The sequence below is a fragment of the Marinomonas sp. THO17 genome (assembly GCF_040436405.1).
GTDB lineage: Bacteria > Pseudomonadota > Gammaproteobacteria > Pseudomonadales > Marinomonadaceae > Marinomonas.
In genome coordinates this window covers 2956217-2975382 of sequence record NZ_AP031575.1, presented here as the reverse complement: position 1 = coordinate 2975382, position 19166 = coordinate 2956217, and the positions used below count along the sequence as shown (strand labels likewise).

Sequence of the window (19166 nt, the reverse complement as noted above, 5' to 3'; positions counted from 1 at the left end):
ACACATGAAACAAGCTATTCAATTAAAAATCGTTAACGACAAAATTGGCCAAGACATTCCTCTGCCAACTTATGCCACAGAAGGCTCAGCCGGTTTAGATTTGCGAGCTTGCCTTGATCAAGCCATTGAGCTAGCGCCAGGTGAAACCACCCTAATACCGACTGGGTTAGCGATATACATTCAAGATCCAAATCTTGCAGCAACCATTTTGCCGCGCTCAGGACTTGGTCATAAACATGGCATTGTATTAGGCAATCTGGTTGGACTGATCGATTCAGATTACCAAGGTGAGCTCATGGTATCTTGCTGGAACCGTGGCAATTCCAGTTTTGTGATCGAACCTGGGGAACGTGTTGCACAACTGGTATTGCTGCCAGTAGTGCAGGCAGAATTCGATATAGTGAAGGAGTTTGAAGAAACCGAACGAGGCGCTGGCGGTTTCGGCCACACTGGCACAAAATAATAGGCGGCTGTAAAAAAAGGGTGAATAAATTTCACCCTTTCTCTCTTGCTAATCAGCCTAGCTCAACTATCGCCCATTCCTGCCTGTAATTTTACTTTCATAAGTCAGAAGTTCGTAATTTTCATACATTTTTCTGTAGTTAATCCGCTAAGATCACGTTATCATTTCAACCCTAAGTGGTTGCTTACACTCGTTGGCCGCCTTGTGTGTCATTAGCTTAATCACACAAGCCTTCATCTATAAAGCGCAACGCACACTAGGTTCACAGTGTGTGCTCAGCCTAAGCCAGAGTCTAAGACATACCTTTTGATGAGTTTAACAGGAGTAATGAAAACGTGGCTTTTTCCCGTGAATCTGCTTTAGACGTTGCCAAGGTGCTAAGTGAGTCTCTCCCCTACATTCAACGCTTTGCAGGCAAAACATTAGTCATCAAATATGGTGGTAACGCCATGACAGATGAAACCCTGCAAGCTGGATTCGCGCGCGATATAGTGTTAATGAAAGCCATAGGTATCAATCCAATTGTGGTACACGGTGGTGGCCCACAAATTGGCCACATGTTGACTAAGTTGAACATTGAATCAAAGTTTATCAATGGTATGCGCGTTACCGACACCGCGACTATGGACGTGGTGGAAATGATCCTTGGCGGTCAGGTTAACAAAGAAATCGTTAACCTGATTTGTGAAGCTGGTGGTCGTGCCATTGGGGTAACAGGTAAAGACAGTCGTTTTATCAAAGCAAAAAAACTCTTTGTGAAACAACAAGCAGAAGGCGCAAGCGTACCAGAACAAGTCGACATTGGTCATGTTGGCGAAGTAGCGAACGTAGATACTAATTTCCTTAAGCTGTTTGAAAGCAGTGATCTGATTCCTGTGATAGCTCCTATTGGTGTCGATGACGAAGGCAATGCTTATAACATCAATGCAGATTTAGTTGCGGGCAAAGTTGCCGAAGCCGTAGGTGCAGAAAAATTGATGTTATTGACCAACATTTCCGGCGTACAAGATAAAGAAGGTAAAGTATTAACTGGCCTCAGCACAGCTCAAGTTGACGCACTGATTGCCGATGGCACCATCTATGGCGGCATGCTACCGAAAATCAGTTGTGCCTTGTCCGCAGTCAATGCAGGCGTCACTAGCGCGCATATCATTGATGGTCGAGTGCCACATGCGACCCTATTGGAAATCTTTACCGACACGGGCGTAGGCACATTGATAACCAATAATAAGGCGAGTGATTAGTCACTCTCCCTGTCTATAAGATACAAAAAGATATCAGCTTATAAATGGGTAAAAGACCATGAGCAATAAAAAAATCGATCGCCGCACACAAATTTTACAAGCATTGGCGCTAATGCTGGAAAGCAGCCCAGGTGCTCGTATTACAACGGCGGCACTGGCCAAACAAGTGGGCGTTTCAGAAGCGGCTTTGTATCGTCACTTCCCAAGTAAAGCCAAAATGTTTGAAGGTTTGATCGAATTTATTGAGGAAACCCTATTTTCCCGCATTAATCGCATTGTTCAAGATGAATCAGATGTAGTGGTACGCATTGACATGATCATGACGCTGATATTGCATTTTGCCCAGCAAAATCCTGGCATGTGCCGTTTGCTGACGGCAGATGCACTGTCGGGCGAAACCGAACGCTTACGCGTGCGCATTGCTCAATTATTTGATCGTGTGGAAACCCAACTTAAACAAGTGATTCGCGAGGCAGATTTAAAACAAGGCTTGCGCAGTAAAATAGGTGTGGCACCAAGCGCAGATTTTTTAATCGCCGTGATTGAAGGTAAAATTCGTCATTACGTGCGCAGTGAATTTAAAACTAAGCCAATGGAAGCTTGGCAAGAACAATGGCCATTACTGGCACATAACTTGATGGAAAATCGCTAAGGCCCGACCAACTTCGAACCTTAGCAAAGTGATTAAATACCGTACTGGTCGCGATAGGCTTTCACCGCGTCCAAATGCTGAGCAAATTCGGGGGAATCCTGTTCAGCCAAGTAGGTCATGATGTCATTTAAAGAAACAATGCTGATGACTGGCATTCCAAAGTCACGTTCGACTTCTTGGATGGCCGATAAGTCTCCTTGGCCTCGTTCTTGACGATCCAGGGCAATCAGCACACCAGCAGGCGCCGCGTTGGCCTGCTGGATAATGGCCATAACTTCTCGAATGGCGGTGCCGGCAGTAATAACGTCGTCAATTATCATGACGTTACCTTGCAATGCCGCACCCACAAGAGAACCACCTTCACCGTGAGTTTTTGCTTCTTTGCGGTTGAATACGTATGGTGTATCTAAATTATGGTGATCATACAAGGCGACAGCTGTCGTGGTTGCCAATGGAATGCCCTTATACGCAGGGCCGAACAAAACATCGAATGGAACATTTGCTTCCATGAGAGAGGCAGCGTAAAAACGGCCTAACTTGGCCAATGCTTGGCCAGAATTGAATAAGCCAGCATTAAAAAAGTATGGGCTTACGCGGCCTGATTTAAGTGTGAATTCGCCAAAACGCAATACATTTTGTTCGATGGCGAATTCAATAAAGTCTCTTTGGTAAGGTTTCATGCCGACTCCAGAAAGATAAAAATTCACAACATAGCCTCACCAAAGTGGTTTAAAAAGCCATGCTAACTTAGGATAGGCGCTAATATAACACACGGCTAGGAATTGTAGGGACCAGAAATGAAGGTCATCAGCCTTAATGTAAACGGTATAAAGCAAGCAGCCGATCGCGGCTTTTTTGAATGGATGGTTCGTCAGAACCCGGATGTTGTATGTCTGCAAGATATACAGGCGGATGAACGCAGTCTAAACGACAGTGTTTTCTTTCCACCCGAGTACAACACCTATTTTTTTGATTCAATGGAAACACCTGATCAAGCAGGCGTAGCCATCTACTGTAAAAGCATGCCAAAGGCCATAATGACAGGTATGGGCTTTCCTGAATGCGATTTTGAAGGCCGCTTTATCCAAGCTGATTTTGATAAAGTCAGTATAGGTGCTTTTTTAACGCCACATGGCTCAAATCATGAAGAAGCATTGCAAGAGCATAAATATCGCTTCATGGAAGGCTTCAAAAATCACTTAGTAAAAACGCGCCGTAAACGTCGTGAATTCATCTTTTGTGGCACCGCCAATGTGGCTCGTTCACCGATTGATGTGAGTAGCTGGTTCGTTAATCAGCGTAATTCTGGTTTTTTACCAGAAGAGCGTAAATGGATTAATGAAATTTTCAATGAATTGGAATACATTGACGCTTTCCGTCAGGTCAACAAACAAGATAAACAATACACTTGGTGGCCGGATTACGAACGAGCTTGGAAATTGGACGAAGGCGGACGTTTGGACTACCAAATCGCCACGCCTGGTCTTAAGAACCTGATCCAAGGTGGCACCATTTACAAAGGTCAGCGTTTCTCGGATCACGCGCCTTTGATAATGGAATACAACATCGACTAAGAAATTTATCGATGCGTAAAAAAACCGCTGTCAGCTTAATACTGACAGCGGTTTTTTATTGCAGGTGAAGCCTTATGGATAAAACAGAAAACACTTTAATTGACAATTTAGTCTTCTTTCAGCGGCTTGTGTTTTACCTTAAGTTTTAACTGATGAATGTCACCTGGTGCAATTTTATAAGCATTAGACAAGGCATTACCCGCTTCCACACAAACAAAACGCTGGTAATCCGCATCTTCCATGTCAATGCGTTGTTTTGCCAATTCATCACCTGGATTCCATAAAATGGTGCTGGCACTGCCTTCGGTTTGAATCTGCAAACGTCGCCCTAAATCAGGGTCATGAATTTCACATTCCTGTGGAGCATCTAAATAGACTCGATCCATATAATGACAAGGTGAAACCTCCCCTTGTTGCACCACTGTTTGACCACTGTTAAATTTATCCACGTAAGTGATTTGATCTAAGCCATGCACTTGCGCTGTTTTATTATTACCTACATGAAAATAAGTGTGTAAGGCTTCACTCACTGGCATGGGCTTATCAGATAGGTTTGCAGCAGTAAAGTTAATGCGAAAGCCTTTACTGGAAAAGCGAAATACCTGACGCAGTTCAAACGCTTGGGGCCACATTTCTTCAATCAAAGGATGATCTTCGGACGCCAAACGAATAACAATTTTCACATCGCCATTTTTGAAACGCCCTGCTTCAATGAACTGCCAGCGGAAGTATCGTGCCAAACCGTGGGCTGGATAATCTTCTTCGTCTTCATTTGCACCAAACCAGGGCCAGCAAACAGGCACACCAAAATGACGACGTCCAAAACGGCCTTCGCCACCTTGATTGTCTGATTGAAACAAAAGGTCGGGCTGCCCAGAGGGAATAAAGCTAACCAGATGACCACCCCATAAGGCGATAACGGCGGTAAAGCCAGGTTGATCTACGATGATTTCATCGCATTTTTTTAAGCTTGCGGGACGTATCTCTCCCCCTAACTCTTCCAACTCATTCATCAGTTGGCCGTTCATTTATCACTCCAGATGCTATTTCTCATACGCACATAGTAACCCCACAAATGACGATTACAATAGTTTGTGCTTATGTCGAAAATTCGGAGAAAAAAGTTCATAGTTAAAGTGAAAACATATGATCAGCACAGAAAACCTAAACCAACAAAATAATCATAGCCATATCAAAGACTTTTAGACCAAAACCGCTCCTAAAAAATCACTTAAAAGTGAAGCAGTCTTATAAAAAGCTTATAAAAGATACTAGTTAAGATTGTTGTCGCACCGCATCAAAGGCCATTTTATTAGTGGCCACATCAGTCACATCGTACACCACCAAACACACTTGCTTAATCCTACCATCCGGTCCAGAAATAGGGCGAATTGCCACATTTTGATACATGTTGTCAGCAATACTCGTCAAAGGACGATAGCATTTAAACTCAAACAAATAGGGTCGCTGCTCCCAAGAAATGTAGATGGGTGTTTTTAAACCAAATACATTATCTATTTTTTGCTTTAGCCAATCTGCATCAAGATCAGAAAAAATACTAAAGATGGACTGTTGTTTAGCAATAGAAGAACTCACACCACTGTGATTCTCCATAAAACTGTTCCACAACTGCACCCTGTATTCTTGGTCCAACACCACCAACCCCACATCGATATGATGCAAAAGATCAAACATCCAATGAAAATCGGCTAATCCATCGGCTTGATTACTCATTCTTCGTCCTCAGCCAAAAATGACAACAAATGCTCTAGGGTAGGCACAGAATCTTCGGTGAACAGCAACATCAAATCACAATTAATTTGATAGTTTTCCACCTCATAAACAATTTCCACCGCTAAGGTACGTTTCCACGTGGTCTTTTTCACATTAATTAGGTCAGAAATTTTGACATGTTGTCCCAGCAAGGTGGGGTGACCATGACTAAAATCAATATTAAGCTGTTTACCCACCGCCGACATAAATGGCCCGACCAAAACCGATGAAACATCCATCAGCAACTCTGTCTCAGACTCACGCGAATAGTCTTGAGACATACCGAGCAACTGAGCCATATCAGGGAAACTGGAGTCATTAAAAATGAGCAAAGCTTCAAAGGCGATGCCAGACCCGACAAAACCTTGAGCGACCGCTGAGCAACTGTCTTCTTTAACACTGTATTCCAGCGCCATTTGCAACTCGCTCACTTCTAAAATATTGACTTGCGGCACAGGCAACTTAATAAACACATTAAGCATTTCTGCCAGAGCGCTGGCAGCGCGCCCCATAGCAATATTAGACACTTCTTGTAGGGTGTCTTGCAGACTGAAACTTTCCGCTGCTGTTTCATGCGGTCGCGATACGGGTTGCGTCAATTGGTTTTGCTGCGTTAGCAAATCCAGATCCAAAAGCAACTCACGAATATCCTCAGACGATGCAGGCTTTTTATGAAAAGCCGCCGCCCCCATTGCTTTTACTCGCTCAATGGCTTTTGGCTGAACATCACCAGACACTACAATGACCACAGGCGCACCAGCCACACCTTGCAAAGCTTCGAGGGTTTCATAGCCGTCTTTAACCGGCATATTCAAATCTAAAAACAATATATCAAAAGACGCCGCTGCTATCTGCTGCAGCGCGTCTTGTCCATTTTCAGCAAATTCAATTTCGACGTTCCAGTCATTTGGCAATACCTTTGCCAGCTGCTTCCTTGCAATCCTTGAATCATCACATATCAGTACTTTTGTACTCATGACAGCTCTCTTATAATCAAGTATCACTACTATGACAGCTAAAGTGATGTTTCGAATAACACAAAAGTGTTACGTCACGTAATTTTTTTTATCCCTTTCACTAAAAAAAGTAGCACACCTTATTCAAAACATCTGCTTCATACCAAGGACAACAAAGCTTTTGTAACTAATCCCTCGTCATATTTTTCAGGCTTATGAGTAATTAATGGCGTTTTAATCACCGCAACATTCAAACGAACTAATTTATCAAAATCCACATCACCATAATCATAACGATCATCCAGCAGTAAGTAATCCAAGGCAGCATAACTGGCCAGTTCAGGAACATCGTTTAACACAATCGCAATCAGTCGCTCCACTTGCTCGTTTAACGATAAACCCAATTGCTCTGGGTCTGTTCCTAAATTTGGCAAATACACTTTCGGGTTAGGATTTTGACAAATAGCTCGTCCCACACCTTGTGGCATGAGGTTCGCCAACAAGCTGCTATAAAAACTTCCCGGTGGATAACAAATCAAGTCCGCACTTGCAATTGCATCAATGCGATCATCAGCGATATGGCAAGTAGTAGGAGAGGCTTTTTTGAGCCCCTTATTCAACCACATGCGTTTAATTGGACTGGATAATAATGAAGTCTCTTTACCCGTAATATTATGCTGCCCTAAGACAACATCGCCATTCTCTAATTCTACTCCCAGATGCAGGTCTGCATCTATGGTTGTTTTTACTTCACCCAATGCTTTGATAAGCCTAGAAAATAAAAATACAATTGGATCCAGCTGATATTGATTATTGAGATAACCACCAGCCATAATCAAATTGCCTATACTGGCACCGCGCAAATCAAAAGTATCGTCAATGCTCTGCTGTGTCACTGCCAGTTGCGTTTGAATCAAGGCCTTCATCGGATTGGGAATACAAGCGATTAACTCGTGTTCACCTGCCACTAAGGCGTTTAATTGCAGCCTTAATTCCGCAGCACTTTGCGCACTGCTTAAACGATGTGTAAACAAGGCATACACTTCCGGTTGTCCCATTACGGTTTCATCCGCCAGTGCCATCAAACGACTGCGCAAATCCCCAACAGCAGGAATGTCAAACGCATCACGAAGGCGAGCAGAGCTACCGCCTGAATCAAACGGTGTGACCAAATGGATAGAATGGTGGGTGTATTCTTTAAACACTCGACTGATTTTATTGAGCGCCGAACCACCACTAAAAAACAGAACTTTAGGACCTTGCTCAGGCAAGCTTTTATAACGATGCACACGCACCAAGTCTGGCATCACCATGCGTCGCCAGACACGTAAAGCATCTGCCATATTAACCACTCCATTCAATTACCCCAAGAAACGCACAAGGGTTTTAAAATACCTTCTCTCATCCGACAGTGTTAAGTTAAGATAACACCATACTTACAATAACACGTTTACAGACAGGAATGATGATGGAAAAAAAACCAGCTGGCTCTTCCCTAAGTAAGGCATTGACCATGTTGAATCATGTTTGCACTTCTCCTGTCCCACTACGCTTTGCTGAGCTTGTCGACTTATCTGAATTGCCTAAAGCCACTGCTCATCGCCAGCTGAATACCCTACTTGAGCATGGTCTAGTGCGATTTGATGAACACAAGCAAGCCTATTACCCGGGCTATGGTTTACTGGCGCTTGCTCATCGTACTTGGGCCAACTTAGACATTCGTGATGTCGCCGCAGCGCCTATGCGAGACCTCTGGTCCAGTACGCAAGAAACCATACATTTAGCGGTTCTGGACGATGCCGAAGTCATCTACATAGACAAACTAGAAAGCCCTAAGAGTCTGCGCCTATATTCCGCCGTAGGTAAAAAAGGCCCCGTCTACTGTACTGGTGTCGGCAAAGCCATTTTGGCCTATCTGCCTGAAGCAAAACAACAAGATATTATTCATCAGCAAAATTTTATTCGTCATACCGAGCACACACTGACAACACCACAGGCCCTGGAAGGCAATTTACAGCAAATAAAAGACACTGGCATTTCACTGGACCTTGAAGAGCATGAAATAGGTATTAAATGTGTGGCTGCCCCCATATTCAACGCTCGACACCAAGTAGTTGCCGCCATCAGTGTTACCGCACCGGCTTTTCGTACCGACGATGCAAGCTATGAGACGATGAAAGGGCTGGTGAAAAGTGCTGCCGATGACATTTCAAAACGTCTAGGGGCTTGCGATTAAATAGTTACTCACGCCGAGAAACTAAAATCCTTGCCGCCAATTCAGCAAAACCTAAGCCTCCAGGTTGGCTCGTTTGAAACTTAGGATGATGTGTCATTTGCGCAAGATGATGGGCAATATTTGCCACTCCTACGCTCAATGGAAAACGCGCAAACATGCTTTCATCATTTGGTGCGTCCCCCACATACAATACTTGTTGTTGCTGTTCTGATTGACTCAAACCATAGATGTTTTTGAGAACCCGTTGTGCCATCGAAAACTTATCATAGCCGGGTGAACACACATTAATATGAATCGAACTGGCCCGAGCGTTTAAGCCAAGCTCAAGCAGTTTACTAAGACATTGCTCTTTTTCTGCTAACGCTGGGGGCTGTACATCTTGCGCATAATCAATTGCCACATCGGTTAAGCGATACGCCTGATCCCGCGCCAAACGTAATGTTGGAAACGCCGTCAGCACTTCTTCAACCTGTTGTAAAATCTCTTCTTTATTGGTCTTCATTAGCGCTTCATCACGCCAAAATTGATAGTTCAAACCAAGGTTTTCATCACGACCAATAAAACAAGCCCCACCTTCGGTAATCACGCCTTCCACCGGCAAAGCGCGGGCAATCATGTCAGACCAACCCGCACAGCCACCGGTAACGGGTATGACTTTTATGCCTTGTTCAGACAATTCAGACAAGGCTTGTAAAGTAGCAACAGGCAATTGCCCTTGCCACGTCAGTGTGTCATCAAAATCGGTTAGAATAAAACGTATCTGCTGACAATCCTGCTTTGTCAGCGCTGAAAGAGAAGAAATAGGCATGGCCTCCTAATGACAAAGTGTTATCTTCACCCCGTGAAGCTTGAGTAATTGACTTTGTTTTTCTGTCAGTTCATCTGTGTATATTTGATCAATCGAAGAAAAATTGTGCACTCTTGCAGAAGCCTTGCGTCCCCACTTGTGTTTATCCACCACCAACAAAGTATGTCGACTTTGTTCCACCAGCACGCGACTCACGGCAGCTTCTTCTGGATCAAAATCTAATATGCCTTGCGCTTCGTCCAAGCCACCGCAGCCCAGCACGCCATAATCAAAATAATATTGCCTTAGGCCTGCAAGGGTTTCTTCCCCCACTAGATCGTAATGTTGATGACGTAATTTACCAGCAAGCACGCGCACACGAATATTTGGCTGCCCACCAAAAATGCTGGCGACGGTTAGGTTATTGGTAAATACCTGTAGGTTTTGATGTTGCATAAGTGCTTTCGCCACATACTCTACGGTTGTGCCTATCCCCAAGAAGACAGAAGCACCGTCTGGAATAACGTCTGTCACTGCGGCGGCTATCTTGCCCTTAGCATCGCCATTTAGCAGCTGTCGATGGTCAAATGGCAAATTCTCTGAACTGGATAAAGGTGCGATCCCACCATGAGTACGACGAACTAGATGACGTTCCGCCAGTAAGTTGATGTCCTTACGAATGGTCTGTGATGACACATTAAAATGCGCCACCATCTCATCCACCAACAAAGCATCTTCTTGTTGTACCCAATTAAGAATCTGATTTTGACGATCACTTAACACCACAAACTGCCCTTATACTGCCATCATGGCGGCAAATTTATTTGGGTCATCCGTAATTACAGCATCCATTCCCCAATCCCAATGGTCAGCAACAGAATCAGCATCATTCGCGGTATAGCACAACAACTTATAACCCGCTGCCTTTACCGCCTGTGCTTGCTCTTTAGTTAATAAAGAGTAATCACAGTTCAAACTGTAGGCTTGAATATTTTCTAATTCTGTTTGCCAATTATCTGGAATGGCTTCATACAGTTGTGCCAGATGACGCCCATCTGCAATCTCATAACACAACAACAAGGCCGAGTGGTTAAAACTCGAAATAATGAGTTTATTATTGTCTTGCCAATGCTCTCGCAACACTGCCATCACAGCCGGGACAATGTTTTCAACATCAGCCCCATCATGTTTGATTTCCAGATTTAAGCCAAGGCCCAATGACTGAACGCATGCTAAGGCTTCAATCAAAGTTGGCACTTTTTCACCTGCAAATTCCGCGGAGAAATAACCGCCTGCATCCAATTTTGCCACCTCTGTTGGCAAGGCCAAACGAGTCTCGCCAGCGCCGTTGGTGCAACGCTCTAAGGTATCGTCATGGAAAATCACCAAACCACCCTCAGCAATCAGATACACATCTATCTCGACCCAAGTTGCACCCGCTTTAGCCGCTGCACGAATAGAAGACAAGGTATTCTCTGGTGCCAATAAAGCCGCGCCACGATGCCCCATAACTTTGGTGTCTAAGACGGTATTAGTCGTCATACTTTTCTCACAAACGTTGTTGAGTCACTGCATCAAAAACATGCCAATGTGCCAGCGGCGCTTTCAGCCACAGTAACGAATTTATTTCTGGCCAATGAGGGCCAGACAAACGCACCACCATTGACTCTTGTGTTACGCCCAAATCCAAAGTGCCATGCACTAGGGTTTCCGCGCCAAGAGATTCTACCGCTTGAATGCGCAAAGCGAAATCCGCATTTTGCTCATCCACGACTTCCAAATGCTCAGGACGAATACCCCATATGACACTTCCTCTATGCTGATGCACCAAAGGCAAACTCAAGTCCGGTGATAAACGAATGCCTTGTTCGTCCAAATTGGTAGTAATCAAATTCATTGCAGGTGAGCCAATAAAGGCAGCGACAAAGGGCGTGGCAGGCTTATTGTACAAGTCCATCGGCGTGCCAATTTGCTCTGCTTTGCCTTTGTTCAGCACCACCAGTCGATCGGCCAGTGTCATGGCTTCAACCTGATCATGCGTAACATACAAAGTAGTGGTACCTAATTTGCGCTGTAATTGGCGTATTTCCACACGCATTTGCACCCTTAATTTGGCATCCAAATTCGACAAAGGTTCGTCGAATAAAAACACTTTGGGATCACGCACCATAGCACGCCCCATTGCTACTCGCTGTCGCTGTCCACCAGACAATTGTTTGGGTTTACGTTCTAATAATTCCTCCAAGCCCAGCATATTGGCAACCGCATGGACTTTTTCAGCAATCACTTCCTTACTGGTACCACGATTTTTAAGACCATACGCCATATTGGCATAGACAGTCATATGAGGGTAAAGGGCGTAATTTTGAAACACCATAGCAATGTCACGATCGGCAGGTTCCTTCTCATTTACCTTAGCGCCTTTGATCATGAGATCACCTTGCGTAATGCTTTCTAACCCTGCCACCATGCGTAACAAGGTCGATTTACCACAACCTGATGGCCCAACTAAAACGATAAACTCGCCTTCTTCAATGGTCAGATCAATGCTTGGGATCGCGTGATAACCATTTGGGTAAGTCTTGCCAATGTTTTTTAATATAACGTCCGACATTTATTATTTCTCCGCGTCCACTAAGCCCTTCACAAACAACTTCTGCATACCAATTACCACAGCAACTGGCGGCAACATGGCCAACAAGGTGGTGACCATAACGTGATTCCATTCAATATCACCCTGATCCACCGCCAACATACGCTTGATACTCATCACTAAGGTGTAATAAGCATCATCCGTAGTGATAATGACGGGCCACAAATACTGATTCCAACCATAAATAAACATAATCACAAACAAAGCAGCGATATTAGTGCGTGTCATAGGCAACAAGATATCAAAGAAGAAACGCACTGGCCCCGCCCCATCCATGCGGGCGGCTTCGATCAATTCTCCCGGCATGCTCATAAAACATTGACGAAACAAAAAGGTCGCAGTGGCACTGGCTATCAAGGGTAAAATCAAGCCCGAATAACTGTTTAACATATCCAAATTCGCCACCACTTCGTAGGTCGGTACAATACGTACCTCCACTGGAAGCATCAGCGTAATGAAGATTACCCAGAAACATAAACCTCTGAAAGGAAAGCGAAAAAACACTATGGCATAAGCCGATAACAATGAAATAAACAACTTACCTATGGTGATACCAAGCGCCATCACAAAAGAGTTAATCATCATCTTCCACACAGGCACATCGACACCAGAACTGGCTTCTCCCAGAAACACAGAACGCCAGTTTTCCAACGCCTGATCGCCAAACCACAAGGGAATTTCTCCAGCAGCAAAAGCAGAACTTGGATGCGTCGATGCCACTAGAGCAACCCAAACCGGCAAAGCCACCACGCCAATACCAAGCAATAATGAGAAGTGACTTACCAAGGTAAGCCAAGGACGATTTTCTATCATTAGTATTCCACCTTACGCTCAATATAGCGGAATTGAATCACGGTCATAATGCCAACCAAAAACATTAAGATCACAGACTGAGCTGCTGAACTGCCCATGTCCAAGCCAATAAAGCCATCATTAAACACCTTGTACACCATGGTTGCCGTGCTCACACCTGGGCCACCTTGAGTGGTGGCATCTATGACACCGAAAGTATCAAAATAGGCATACACCAGATTGATCACCAATAAGAAAAAGGTCGTCGGTGACAACAATGGAAAAACTATGGTCCAGAAACGTTTGAAAGGACTGGCACCGTCAATGGATGCAGCTTCAATTAAAGAGCGCGGCACGGCTTGTAAGCCTGCTAAAAAGAACAAAAAGTTGTAACTGATTTGCTTCCAAGTGGCCGAGATGACCACCAAGGTCATGGCTTGATCACCTTTTAGAAAATGGTTCCAATCCACGCCAAAGTGCTGTAGCCATAGAGCAACTGGCCCCATACTCGGGTCAAACAATAACCACCAAAGCACACCAGCTAAAACGGGCGCAACCGCGTAAGGCCAAATCAATAGGGTTTGATAGGTCAGCTTGCCACGAATCACTCTATCCGCCATCACCGCCAGCCACAAGGCAATCGCCAAGCCGAAAAAGGCAACAGAAAAACTGAACACTAAGGTTACCCAAATGGATTTATAGTACTGAGGGTCATTAAATAAATATAAAAAATTATCTAAACCGACAAACTCTCGACTCAAACCAAACGCGTCTTCTTGATAAAAGGCTTGTTCGAAGGCTTGCTCTGCCGGCCATAAAAAGAAAATAAAAGTAATGACGAGCTGCGGCATCACCAGCAGATACGGCAATTTTTTGTGAGGAAAATACACAGACATAGAAACAGCGCCTTGCCCTAGATTGAAATACAAAGCCCTCGCTCACCAGAGCGAGGGCAACAGGCTAAACAATTAACATGAGTTACTTGTTAGCACGTTCAAACTTACGCAATAACGCATTGCCACGTTTAACCGCTTCATCTAGCGCTGCTTGAGCCGATTTTTCACCGCTCCAAACAGACTCTAATTCCTCATTGATGATGTCACGAATCTGAACAAAGTTACCAAGGCGAAGACCTTTTGAGTTTTCTGTTGGGGTACCCGACGTCATTTGCAACACGCCTGTCTCTGTTCCGACATTTTTGGCATAGAAACCTTGACCTTTAGTTAAGTCGTATGCCGCGTGGGTAATAGGTAGATATCCAGAAAATTGGTGCCAATCCGCTTGCACTTCAGCACGAGACAGGAAGCTTAAGAAAGAAGCCACACCTTGGTATTCTTCTTTTTTATGACCTTGCAACACCCAAAGTGACGCCCCACCTATGATGGTATTTTTAGGTGTTGAAATAGCGCTAGCTTGATAAGGTAATTGAGACACGCCAAAGTCAAACTTGGCGTTTTTCTTAATGCCCGCATAACCTGCTGAAGAGTTCATGAACATGGCGCACTCTTCACTGTAAAACTTAGGCGCGGAATCACTGCGACGACCGCCGTAGTTGAAAATACCGTTCTGCTGCCACTCACCCATTTTCTCGATGTGTGCCACTTGCAATGGGCCATTGAACTCTAATTTCGTGTCCAACCCACCAAAACCATTCGCTTCGCTGGCAAAAGGAATATTATGACGAGCACTGAAGTTTTCTAACTGAATCCAAGATTGCCAAGCAGTGGTAAAGCCACACTTTACGCCATTCGCCAATAGTTTCTGCGAAACGCTTTCCATTTCTTCCCAAGTTTTAGGTGGGTTCTGAATGCCCGCTTTAGCGAATAAGTCTTTGTTGTAATACAAGACTGGCGTAGAACTGTTGAATGGCATAGACAACATATTGCCGTCTTGATCCGTATAGTAACCCGTTACGGCACTTAAAAAGCCAGTTTGATCAAAAGACTCACCGGACTCGCGCATCAATTTGTAAACAGGATAAATCGCCCCTTTAGCCGCCATCATGCTAGCCGTACCCACTTCAAAAACCTGCACTATGTGGGGTTGTTTTTTCGCACGAAATGCAGCAATCGCTGACGTCATGGTTTCCGTATAGTTACCCTTATAAACAGGCTTAACTGTGTAGGCATCTTGAGAATCGTTAAAGGCTTTGGCGATTTCATTCACTTTTTCACCATTGGCACCACCCATTGCGTGCCACCACTCAATGTCTGTTGCCGCAAAACCAGAGCTCGCAATAGACAAACCCATTACCACTGACGCCAATTTCAATTTATGCATTTCCATGTTCCTCACAATGAGTTGTTTTTAGAAAAGAAGGAACGAATATAGAAACTAAATATTGCAATTTGATGATGTTTAAGTTTCATTTGAAATACAAAAACCATTCACTTGAAATTTTTTAGCAGAAAAAACAGCAAAAAGGAAAGGAAAAACACTTAGCAAACTACAACAAAAAGTGACCCAAGGGATAAAGGGTTCACTTTAAAACATCCTGTTTCAACGCCACAGAAAGGCGATTGAACTCATGATTGCAATTCAGTAAAGCCGATTCAAGAGAGTCAAAAGTTACCTCTTTAATCAAACCTTCCATGATATTCAATTGCGAACAAAACTGATCACCAGAAACTTCCAAAGCAGCCCCTTCTCAAGCTGTTAGTTACAATGGCAAGCTTCTCCCAATCTCTCTCCATTACTTGGACTTTTAGCTCATTGAGCAATTCCGCTGCTTCTTTTATGAACTCAACTGTCAGCAGCGTCATCAAGTCTTCATTACGAGCTAGGCGACTTTTTAAAGTCCAAGTTATCAAAGACTAAGGGGCCAACATAACCTACTTCCATCTAATTTAGCCATTTCGTCAAGGCGGCAATTAACTTATCTTGCGAAACAGGCTTGGCAATATGATCATTCATACCAGCCGCAAAACACTCGTCTTCATCCCCTTTCATAGCGTTCGCACTTAACGCCAAAATAGGCACATCTGCTGCCGTAGCAGCTTGGGTAAAACGACGAATTTCTCGCGTCGCCTGATAACCATCCATGACTGGCATTTGACAGTCCATCAAAACCAAATCAAATGCTGTCGTTTTAGCAAGTTCAACAGCACGTTCACCATTGTCCGCAATGGTGACATCCACACCATAAAGAGTAAGTAAACCACGAGCGACAATCTGATTGGTCAGATTATCCTCTGCCAATAATACTTTTACGTTAAAAACAGGACGACTTGCTGATTCTGAATCCTGACCACTTACAACCATAACGTCTCCTGATGTAGATGACTTTAAAGCCTCTAATACATTTAATAATTCTTCGAGCACAACGGGTTTATTCATGACCATTTTGCTTAATTTATCGCCGTACTCAAAGGCTGAACGTGGCTGCAGCATAACTTGTTTAATAGCCTGTTCTTGACATCGTTTATCAAGCGCTTCCAGCTGACTAGAATCCGCATCCATCAAGCTATCAGAGTCAAGCAAGATCACATCAGCAGCCCAAGATTCATCGAGTATAACACGACTGATACAGTCGTATTTTTGGCATTTCACTCCAATTGAAACAAGTAATTTTGCAAGATATTCTCGCCCTGTATCATTCTTGTAAATGACCATAACATCTGGCTTATAACTCAATGGCGGATTCTCTTTGACAGCGCTGACTTCAATCGGTAACACTACAAAAAAACTCGATCCTATATCAAGCTGAGACTGAACCGATATTTCTCCTCCCATTGCCGTTACTATGTCTTTACTGATTGCCAACCCTAAACCTGTGCCACCAAAACGTCGAGTTGTAGAGCCGTCCGCTTGCTTGAAGCGTTCAAATAACTGGGGTTGTTGCTGTGGCGAAATACCAATTCCCGTATCCTGTACCTGTATAGACAAAATGTGTTTTCCATTTTTCCCTGATTGAAGACTAATCAGTAGATTCACTTCGCCTCGTAGAGTAAATTTGACCGCGTTACCAAGCAAGTTCATCACCACTTGCTTCAGACGCAACTTATCAGAATTAATAAGGACATTTGGCACAGGTAAAGCAGGTACATTAAAAGCAATGCCTTTTTCTTCTGCTTTAAACACCGCAATATTAGCAACTTCTTCCACTAACTCAGTGAGTGCAAAAGGCGCATTTTCAATCACCAATTCACCCGCTTCTATCTTAGAAAGATCCAGAATATCGTTAATAATATCCAACAATGATTCCGCACTCAGCTTAGATAATTTGACCAGACGACCTTGTTCTAAATTCAAAGCACTGTTTTCTAATAAGGTTAGAATACCAATCACACCATTCAACGGAGTTCGTATTTCATGACTCATGTTCGCCAAAAACTCGCTTTTAGCCTGATTCGCCTGTTCCGCCTCTTCTTTTGCTTTGCTCTGTTTAAACTCTAATAACACCAGATTATCATTAGCCTGCTGAAGGTCTTTGGTTCGTAAACGTACTTTATGCTCAACCTCCGAGGCTTGACTGTGCACAATTAACAAAAACCAGCCAAACAACCCTGCCACTAACAATCCCGACGCTAAAATAAACTGCACTATCCAGGGTTGTTTAAAAAAGTAACTGTCGCTAACTTGATAAAGCTGCCAGTTTTTCCCGCCAACACCAATATTAATGCGCTCGAAGTGATAAAAGTCCTTTTCTGTTAGACGCTCAAATAGCTTACCTACTGTCAAACTGGCTTCCCTATTTTTCGCCACAATCACTGGCTTGCCAGCATTTCCCTGGCCATCAACCAGATACAAATCGGTATTAGGTAAACGCCCTCTCGCAACGATAGCGTCGGTTAATGTGGAGAGTGAAATGACCGCTGTGGCCACGCCTGAGAAATCGTTCGTATTAGCATCGTAAAAAGGCAAAAACAGCAACACACCTTGTGTATTTTGCACCAGACTTAAGGGGGCTGTTGGAAAGGCTTGTCTTGATAACATCGCCCTATCCAAAGCAGACTGACGATCTTCCTGAGAGTAAACATCATAACCAAGAGCGGCGGCATTAGGTTCTAGAGGCTCAATATAGGTTACCACTATGTGCTTTTCTCTTGGCTGAACGGGTACTAGGTTGCCACTCTCCGAGCGCTCACGAATCTGAAAAATTTGATTGGGATAATAGGCCTGTATCTGCTGTTCAAAGGTCTTAATATCTTCACCAGACAAGACTAAATTTAATGACACACCAACAATTGACGCATCTCGTTGCATTACCCTATCCGCAAAATACTTAAACTCTGTTGCCGTAATCTCATCACTATTCTCAATAAAAGCCACTAAACTATGCAACATGTCTACGGTGTTTTTAATACGATTTGATAAAGAGATCTCAAGCAATTCAGCATTGGCACGAAATTCCTTTTGCTGACGCTGCCATTCTTCATAACTGCCTCCCCACGAGAACGCCCCAATCAATAATAATGCCGCCCCCAAACCAACCCACAATCGCAACCGATTTTCAAAGTGTGGAGCCAATAACTTAGGTAGGAAAAGCGCCATCCAAGGCACCATAAAAATGACACCAATGGCATCACCTGCCCACCAGACCAACCAATTCACCCAGAAATCAGACAAGGACATGAAGCCAAACAACCACAATGACAAGCTACCCACACTCGCTCCTATCACAGTAGTCACAAGGCCGCCTATAAAGATAAAGCGAAGTGCTTCTCGGCTGCGATGAAACAAGCGGCTAATGTTCACATAACGACGAATCAACCAAGCTCCCACCAAAGACTGCAAGGTGGAACCCAAGGCAATACAAGCCGGTATCGCGAAAGCAAACACATCATAATGCAGCCAAGTGATGAAAACATTCGTTACCAATGAACCTAACAAAACGCCAATAGACGCTGCTCTAGGGAAAAAGATAACAGACACCAACGCCAAACCAGACGCAGGCCAAATAATAGTAGAATAACCAGGAGAGACAGCGACCATGAGACCCATGGCACCAAGCAGAGCATATCCCAAACTCACCAGCACGATTACCTTTGCGCTTTTCAACATAGTCAGTTCCCATTTGTTGATTATTTGAGCATA

The 19166-nt window shown here is 44.0% G+C and carries 18 protein-coding genes; 5 read left to right on the top strand and 13 right to left on the bottom strand.

The features are described from left to right. The first annotated feature begins 4 nt into the window (after positions 1 to 4). The 3 genes from dut (at position 5) to slmA (ending at position 2359) form a co-directional block, all read left to right on the top strand. Positions 5 to 463 (top strand): dUTP diphosphatase, encoded by a 459-nt coding sequence (dut, locus tag ABXS85_RS14210; protein ID WP_353667179.1) that lies wholly within the window; start codon positions 5 to 7, stop codon positions 461 to 463. Between the two features lie 335 nt (positions 464 to 798). After that, positions 799 to 1707 (top strand): acetylglutamate kinase, encoded by a 909-nt coding sequence (gene argB / locus ABXS85_RS14205; protein ID WP_353667178.1) that lies wholly within the window; start codon positions 799 to 801, stop codon positions 1705 to 1707. A gap of 58 nt (positions 1708 to 1765) precedes the next feature. Next, positions 1766 to 2359 carry a nucleoid occlusion factor SlmA gene (slmA, locus tag ABXS85_RS14200; protein ID WP_353667177.1) on the top strand — a complete coding sequence of 198 codons (594 nt, stop codon included), beginning with the start codon at positions 1766 to 1768 and terminating at the stop codon, positions 2357 to 2359. A gap of 32 nt (positions 2360 to 2391) precedes the next feature. Here slmA and pyrE read toward each other — a convergent pair whose 3' ends face one another. Beyond that, the gene (gene pyrE, locus ABXS85_RS14195) at positions 2392 to 3039 is read right to left on the bottom strand and encodes an orotate phosphoribosyltransferase (RefSeq protein WP_353667176.1); all 648 of its coding nucleotides are present in this window, start codon (positions 3037 to 3039) and stop codon (positions 2392 to 2394) included. Positions 3040 to 3156: 117 nt separating this feature from the next. On the opposite strand from pyrE, the gene ABXS85_RS14190 reads away from it, so the two are divergent. After that, positions 3157 to 3933 carry an exodeoxyribonuclease III gene (locus tag ABXS85_RS14190; RefSeq protein ID WP_353667175.1) on the top strand — a complete coding sequence of 259 codons (777 nt, stop codon included), beginning with the start codon at positions 3157 to 3159 and terminating at the stop codon, positions 3931 to 3933. Between the two features lie 107 nt (positions 3934 to 4040). Here ABXS85_RS14190 and ABXS85_RS14185 read toward each other — a convergent pair whose 3' ends face one another. The 4 genes from ABXS85_RS14185 to ABXS85_RS14170 all read right to left on the bottom strand — a co-directional run bounded on the left by ABXS85_RS14185 (position 4041) and on the right by ABXS85_RS14170 (position 8005). Beyond that, positions 4041 to 4961 (bottom strand): D-hexose-6-phosphate mutarotase, encoded by a 921-nt coding sequence (locus ABXS85_RS14185; RefSeq protein ID WP_353667174.1) that lies wholly within the window; start codon positions 4959 to 4961, stop codon positions 4041 to 4043. Positions 4962 to 5208: 247 nt separating this feature from the next. Continuing rightward, the gene (locus ABXS85_RS14180; protein ID WP_353667173.1) at positions 5209 to 5667 is read right to left on the bottom strand and encodes a hypothetical protein; all 459 of its coding nucleotides are present in this window, start codon (positions 5665 to 5667) and stop codon (positions 5209 to 5211) included. Beyond that, entirely contained in the window at positions 5664 to 6683 is a 1020-nt protein-coding gene (locus ABXS85_RS14175) for a response regulator (RefSeq protein ID WP_353667172.1), read from the bottom strand. The genes ABXS85_RS14180 and ABXS85_RS14175 overlap by 4 nt, the downstream gene beginning before the upstream one ends. Before the next feature lie 137 nt (positions 6684 to 6820). Further along, positions 6821 to 8005: a GAK system CofD-like protein gene (locus ABXS85_RS14170; RefSeq protein WP_353667171.1), complete on the bottom strand. Its 1185-nt coding sequence runs from the start codon at positions 8003 to 8005 to the stop codon at positions 6821 to 6823. A gap of 125 nt (positions 8006 to 8130) precedes the next feature. Here ABXS85_RS14170 and ABXS85_RS14165 point away from each other — a divergent pair, with 125 nt between their 5' ends. Beyond that, positions 8131 to 8898 carry an IclR family transcriptional regulator gene (locus ABXS85_RS14165; protein WP_353667170.1) on the top strand — a complete coding sequence of 256 codons (768 nt, stop codon included), beginning with the start codon at positions 8131 to 8133 and terminating at the stop codon, positions 8896 to 8898. 4 nt (positions 8899 to 8902) lie between these two features. Here ABXS85_RS14165 and ABXS85_RS14160 read toward each other — a convergent pair whose 3' ends face one another. The 8 genes from ABXS85_RS14160 to ABXS85_RS14125 form a co-directional block, all read right to left on the bottom strand. Then, the gene (locus ABXS85_RS14160; protein ID WP_353667169.1) at positions 8903 to 9706 is read right to left on the bottom strand and encodes an HAD-IIB family hydrolase; all 804 of its coding nucleotides are present in this window, start codon (positions 9704 to 9706) and stop codon (positions 8903 to 8905) included. A 6-nt stretch (positions 9707 to 9712) separates the two neighbouring features. Further along, on the bottom strand, positions 9713 to 10471 hold the full coding sequence (locus ABXS85_RS14155; RefSeq protein WP_353667168.1) for a DeoR/GlpR family DNA-binding transcription regulator: 759 nt from the start codon (positions 10469 to 10471) through the stop codon (positions 9713 to 9715). A gap of 9 nt (positions 10472 to 10480) precedes the next feature. Then, positions 10481 to 11227 carry a glycerophosphoryl diester phosphodiesterase gene (locus ABXS85_RS14150; RefSeq protein ID WP_353667167.1) on the bottom strand — a complete coding sequence of 249 codons (747 nt, stop codon included), beginning with the start codon at positions 11225 to 11227 and terminating at the stop codon, positions 10481 to 10483. Positions 11228 to 11234: 7 nt separating this feature from the next. Next, on the bottom strand, positions 11235 to 12299 hold the full coding sequence (ugpC, locus tag ABXS85_RS14145) for a sn-glycerol-3-phosphate ABC transporter ATP-binding protein UgpC (RefSeq protein ID WP_353667166.1): 1065 nt from the start codon (positions 12297 to 12299) through the stop codon (positions 11235 to 11237). 3 nt (positions 12300 to 12302) lie between these two features. Beyond that, on the bottom strand, positions 12303 to 13151 hold the full coding sequence (ugpE, locus tag ABXS85_RS14140) for a sn-glycerol-3-phosphate ABC transporter permease UgpE (protein WP_353667165.1): 849 nt from the start codon (positions 13149 to 13151) through the stop codon (positions 12303 to 12305). Then, a complete protein-coding gene (gene ugpA, locus ABXS85_RS14135; protein WP_353667164.1) occupies positions 13151 to 14026 on the bottom strand; it encodes a sn-glycerol-3-phosphate ABC transporter permease UgpA in 876 nt (291 codons plus the stop codon). Before ugpA ends, ugpE begins: the two co-directional genes overlap by 1 nt. A gap of 82 nt (positions 14027 to 14108) precedes the next feature. Next, positions 14109 to 15410 (bottom strand): sn-glycerol-3-phosphate ABC transporter substrate-binding protein UgpB, encoded by a 1302-nt coding sequence (gene ugpB / locus ABXS85_RS14130; RefSeq protein WP_353667163.1) that lies wholly within the window; start codon positions 15408 to 15410, stop codon positions 14109 to 14111. Between the two features lie 561 nt (positions 15411 to 15971). Next, on the bottom strand, positions 15972 to 19133 hold the full coding sequence (locus tag ABXS85_RS14125) for a CHASE domain-containing protein (protein WP_353667162.1): 3162 nt from the start codon (positions 19131 to 19133) through the stop codon (positions 15972 to 15974). Positions 19134 to 19166 lie beyond the last annotated feature (33 nt).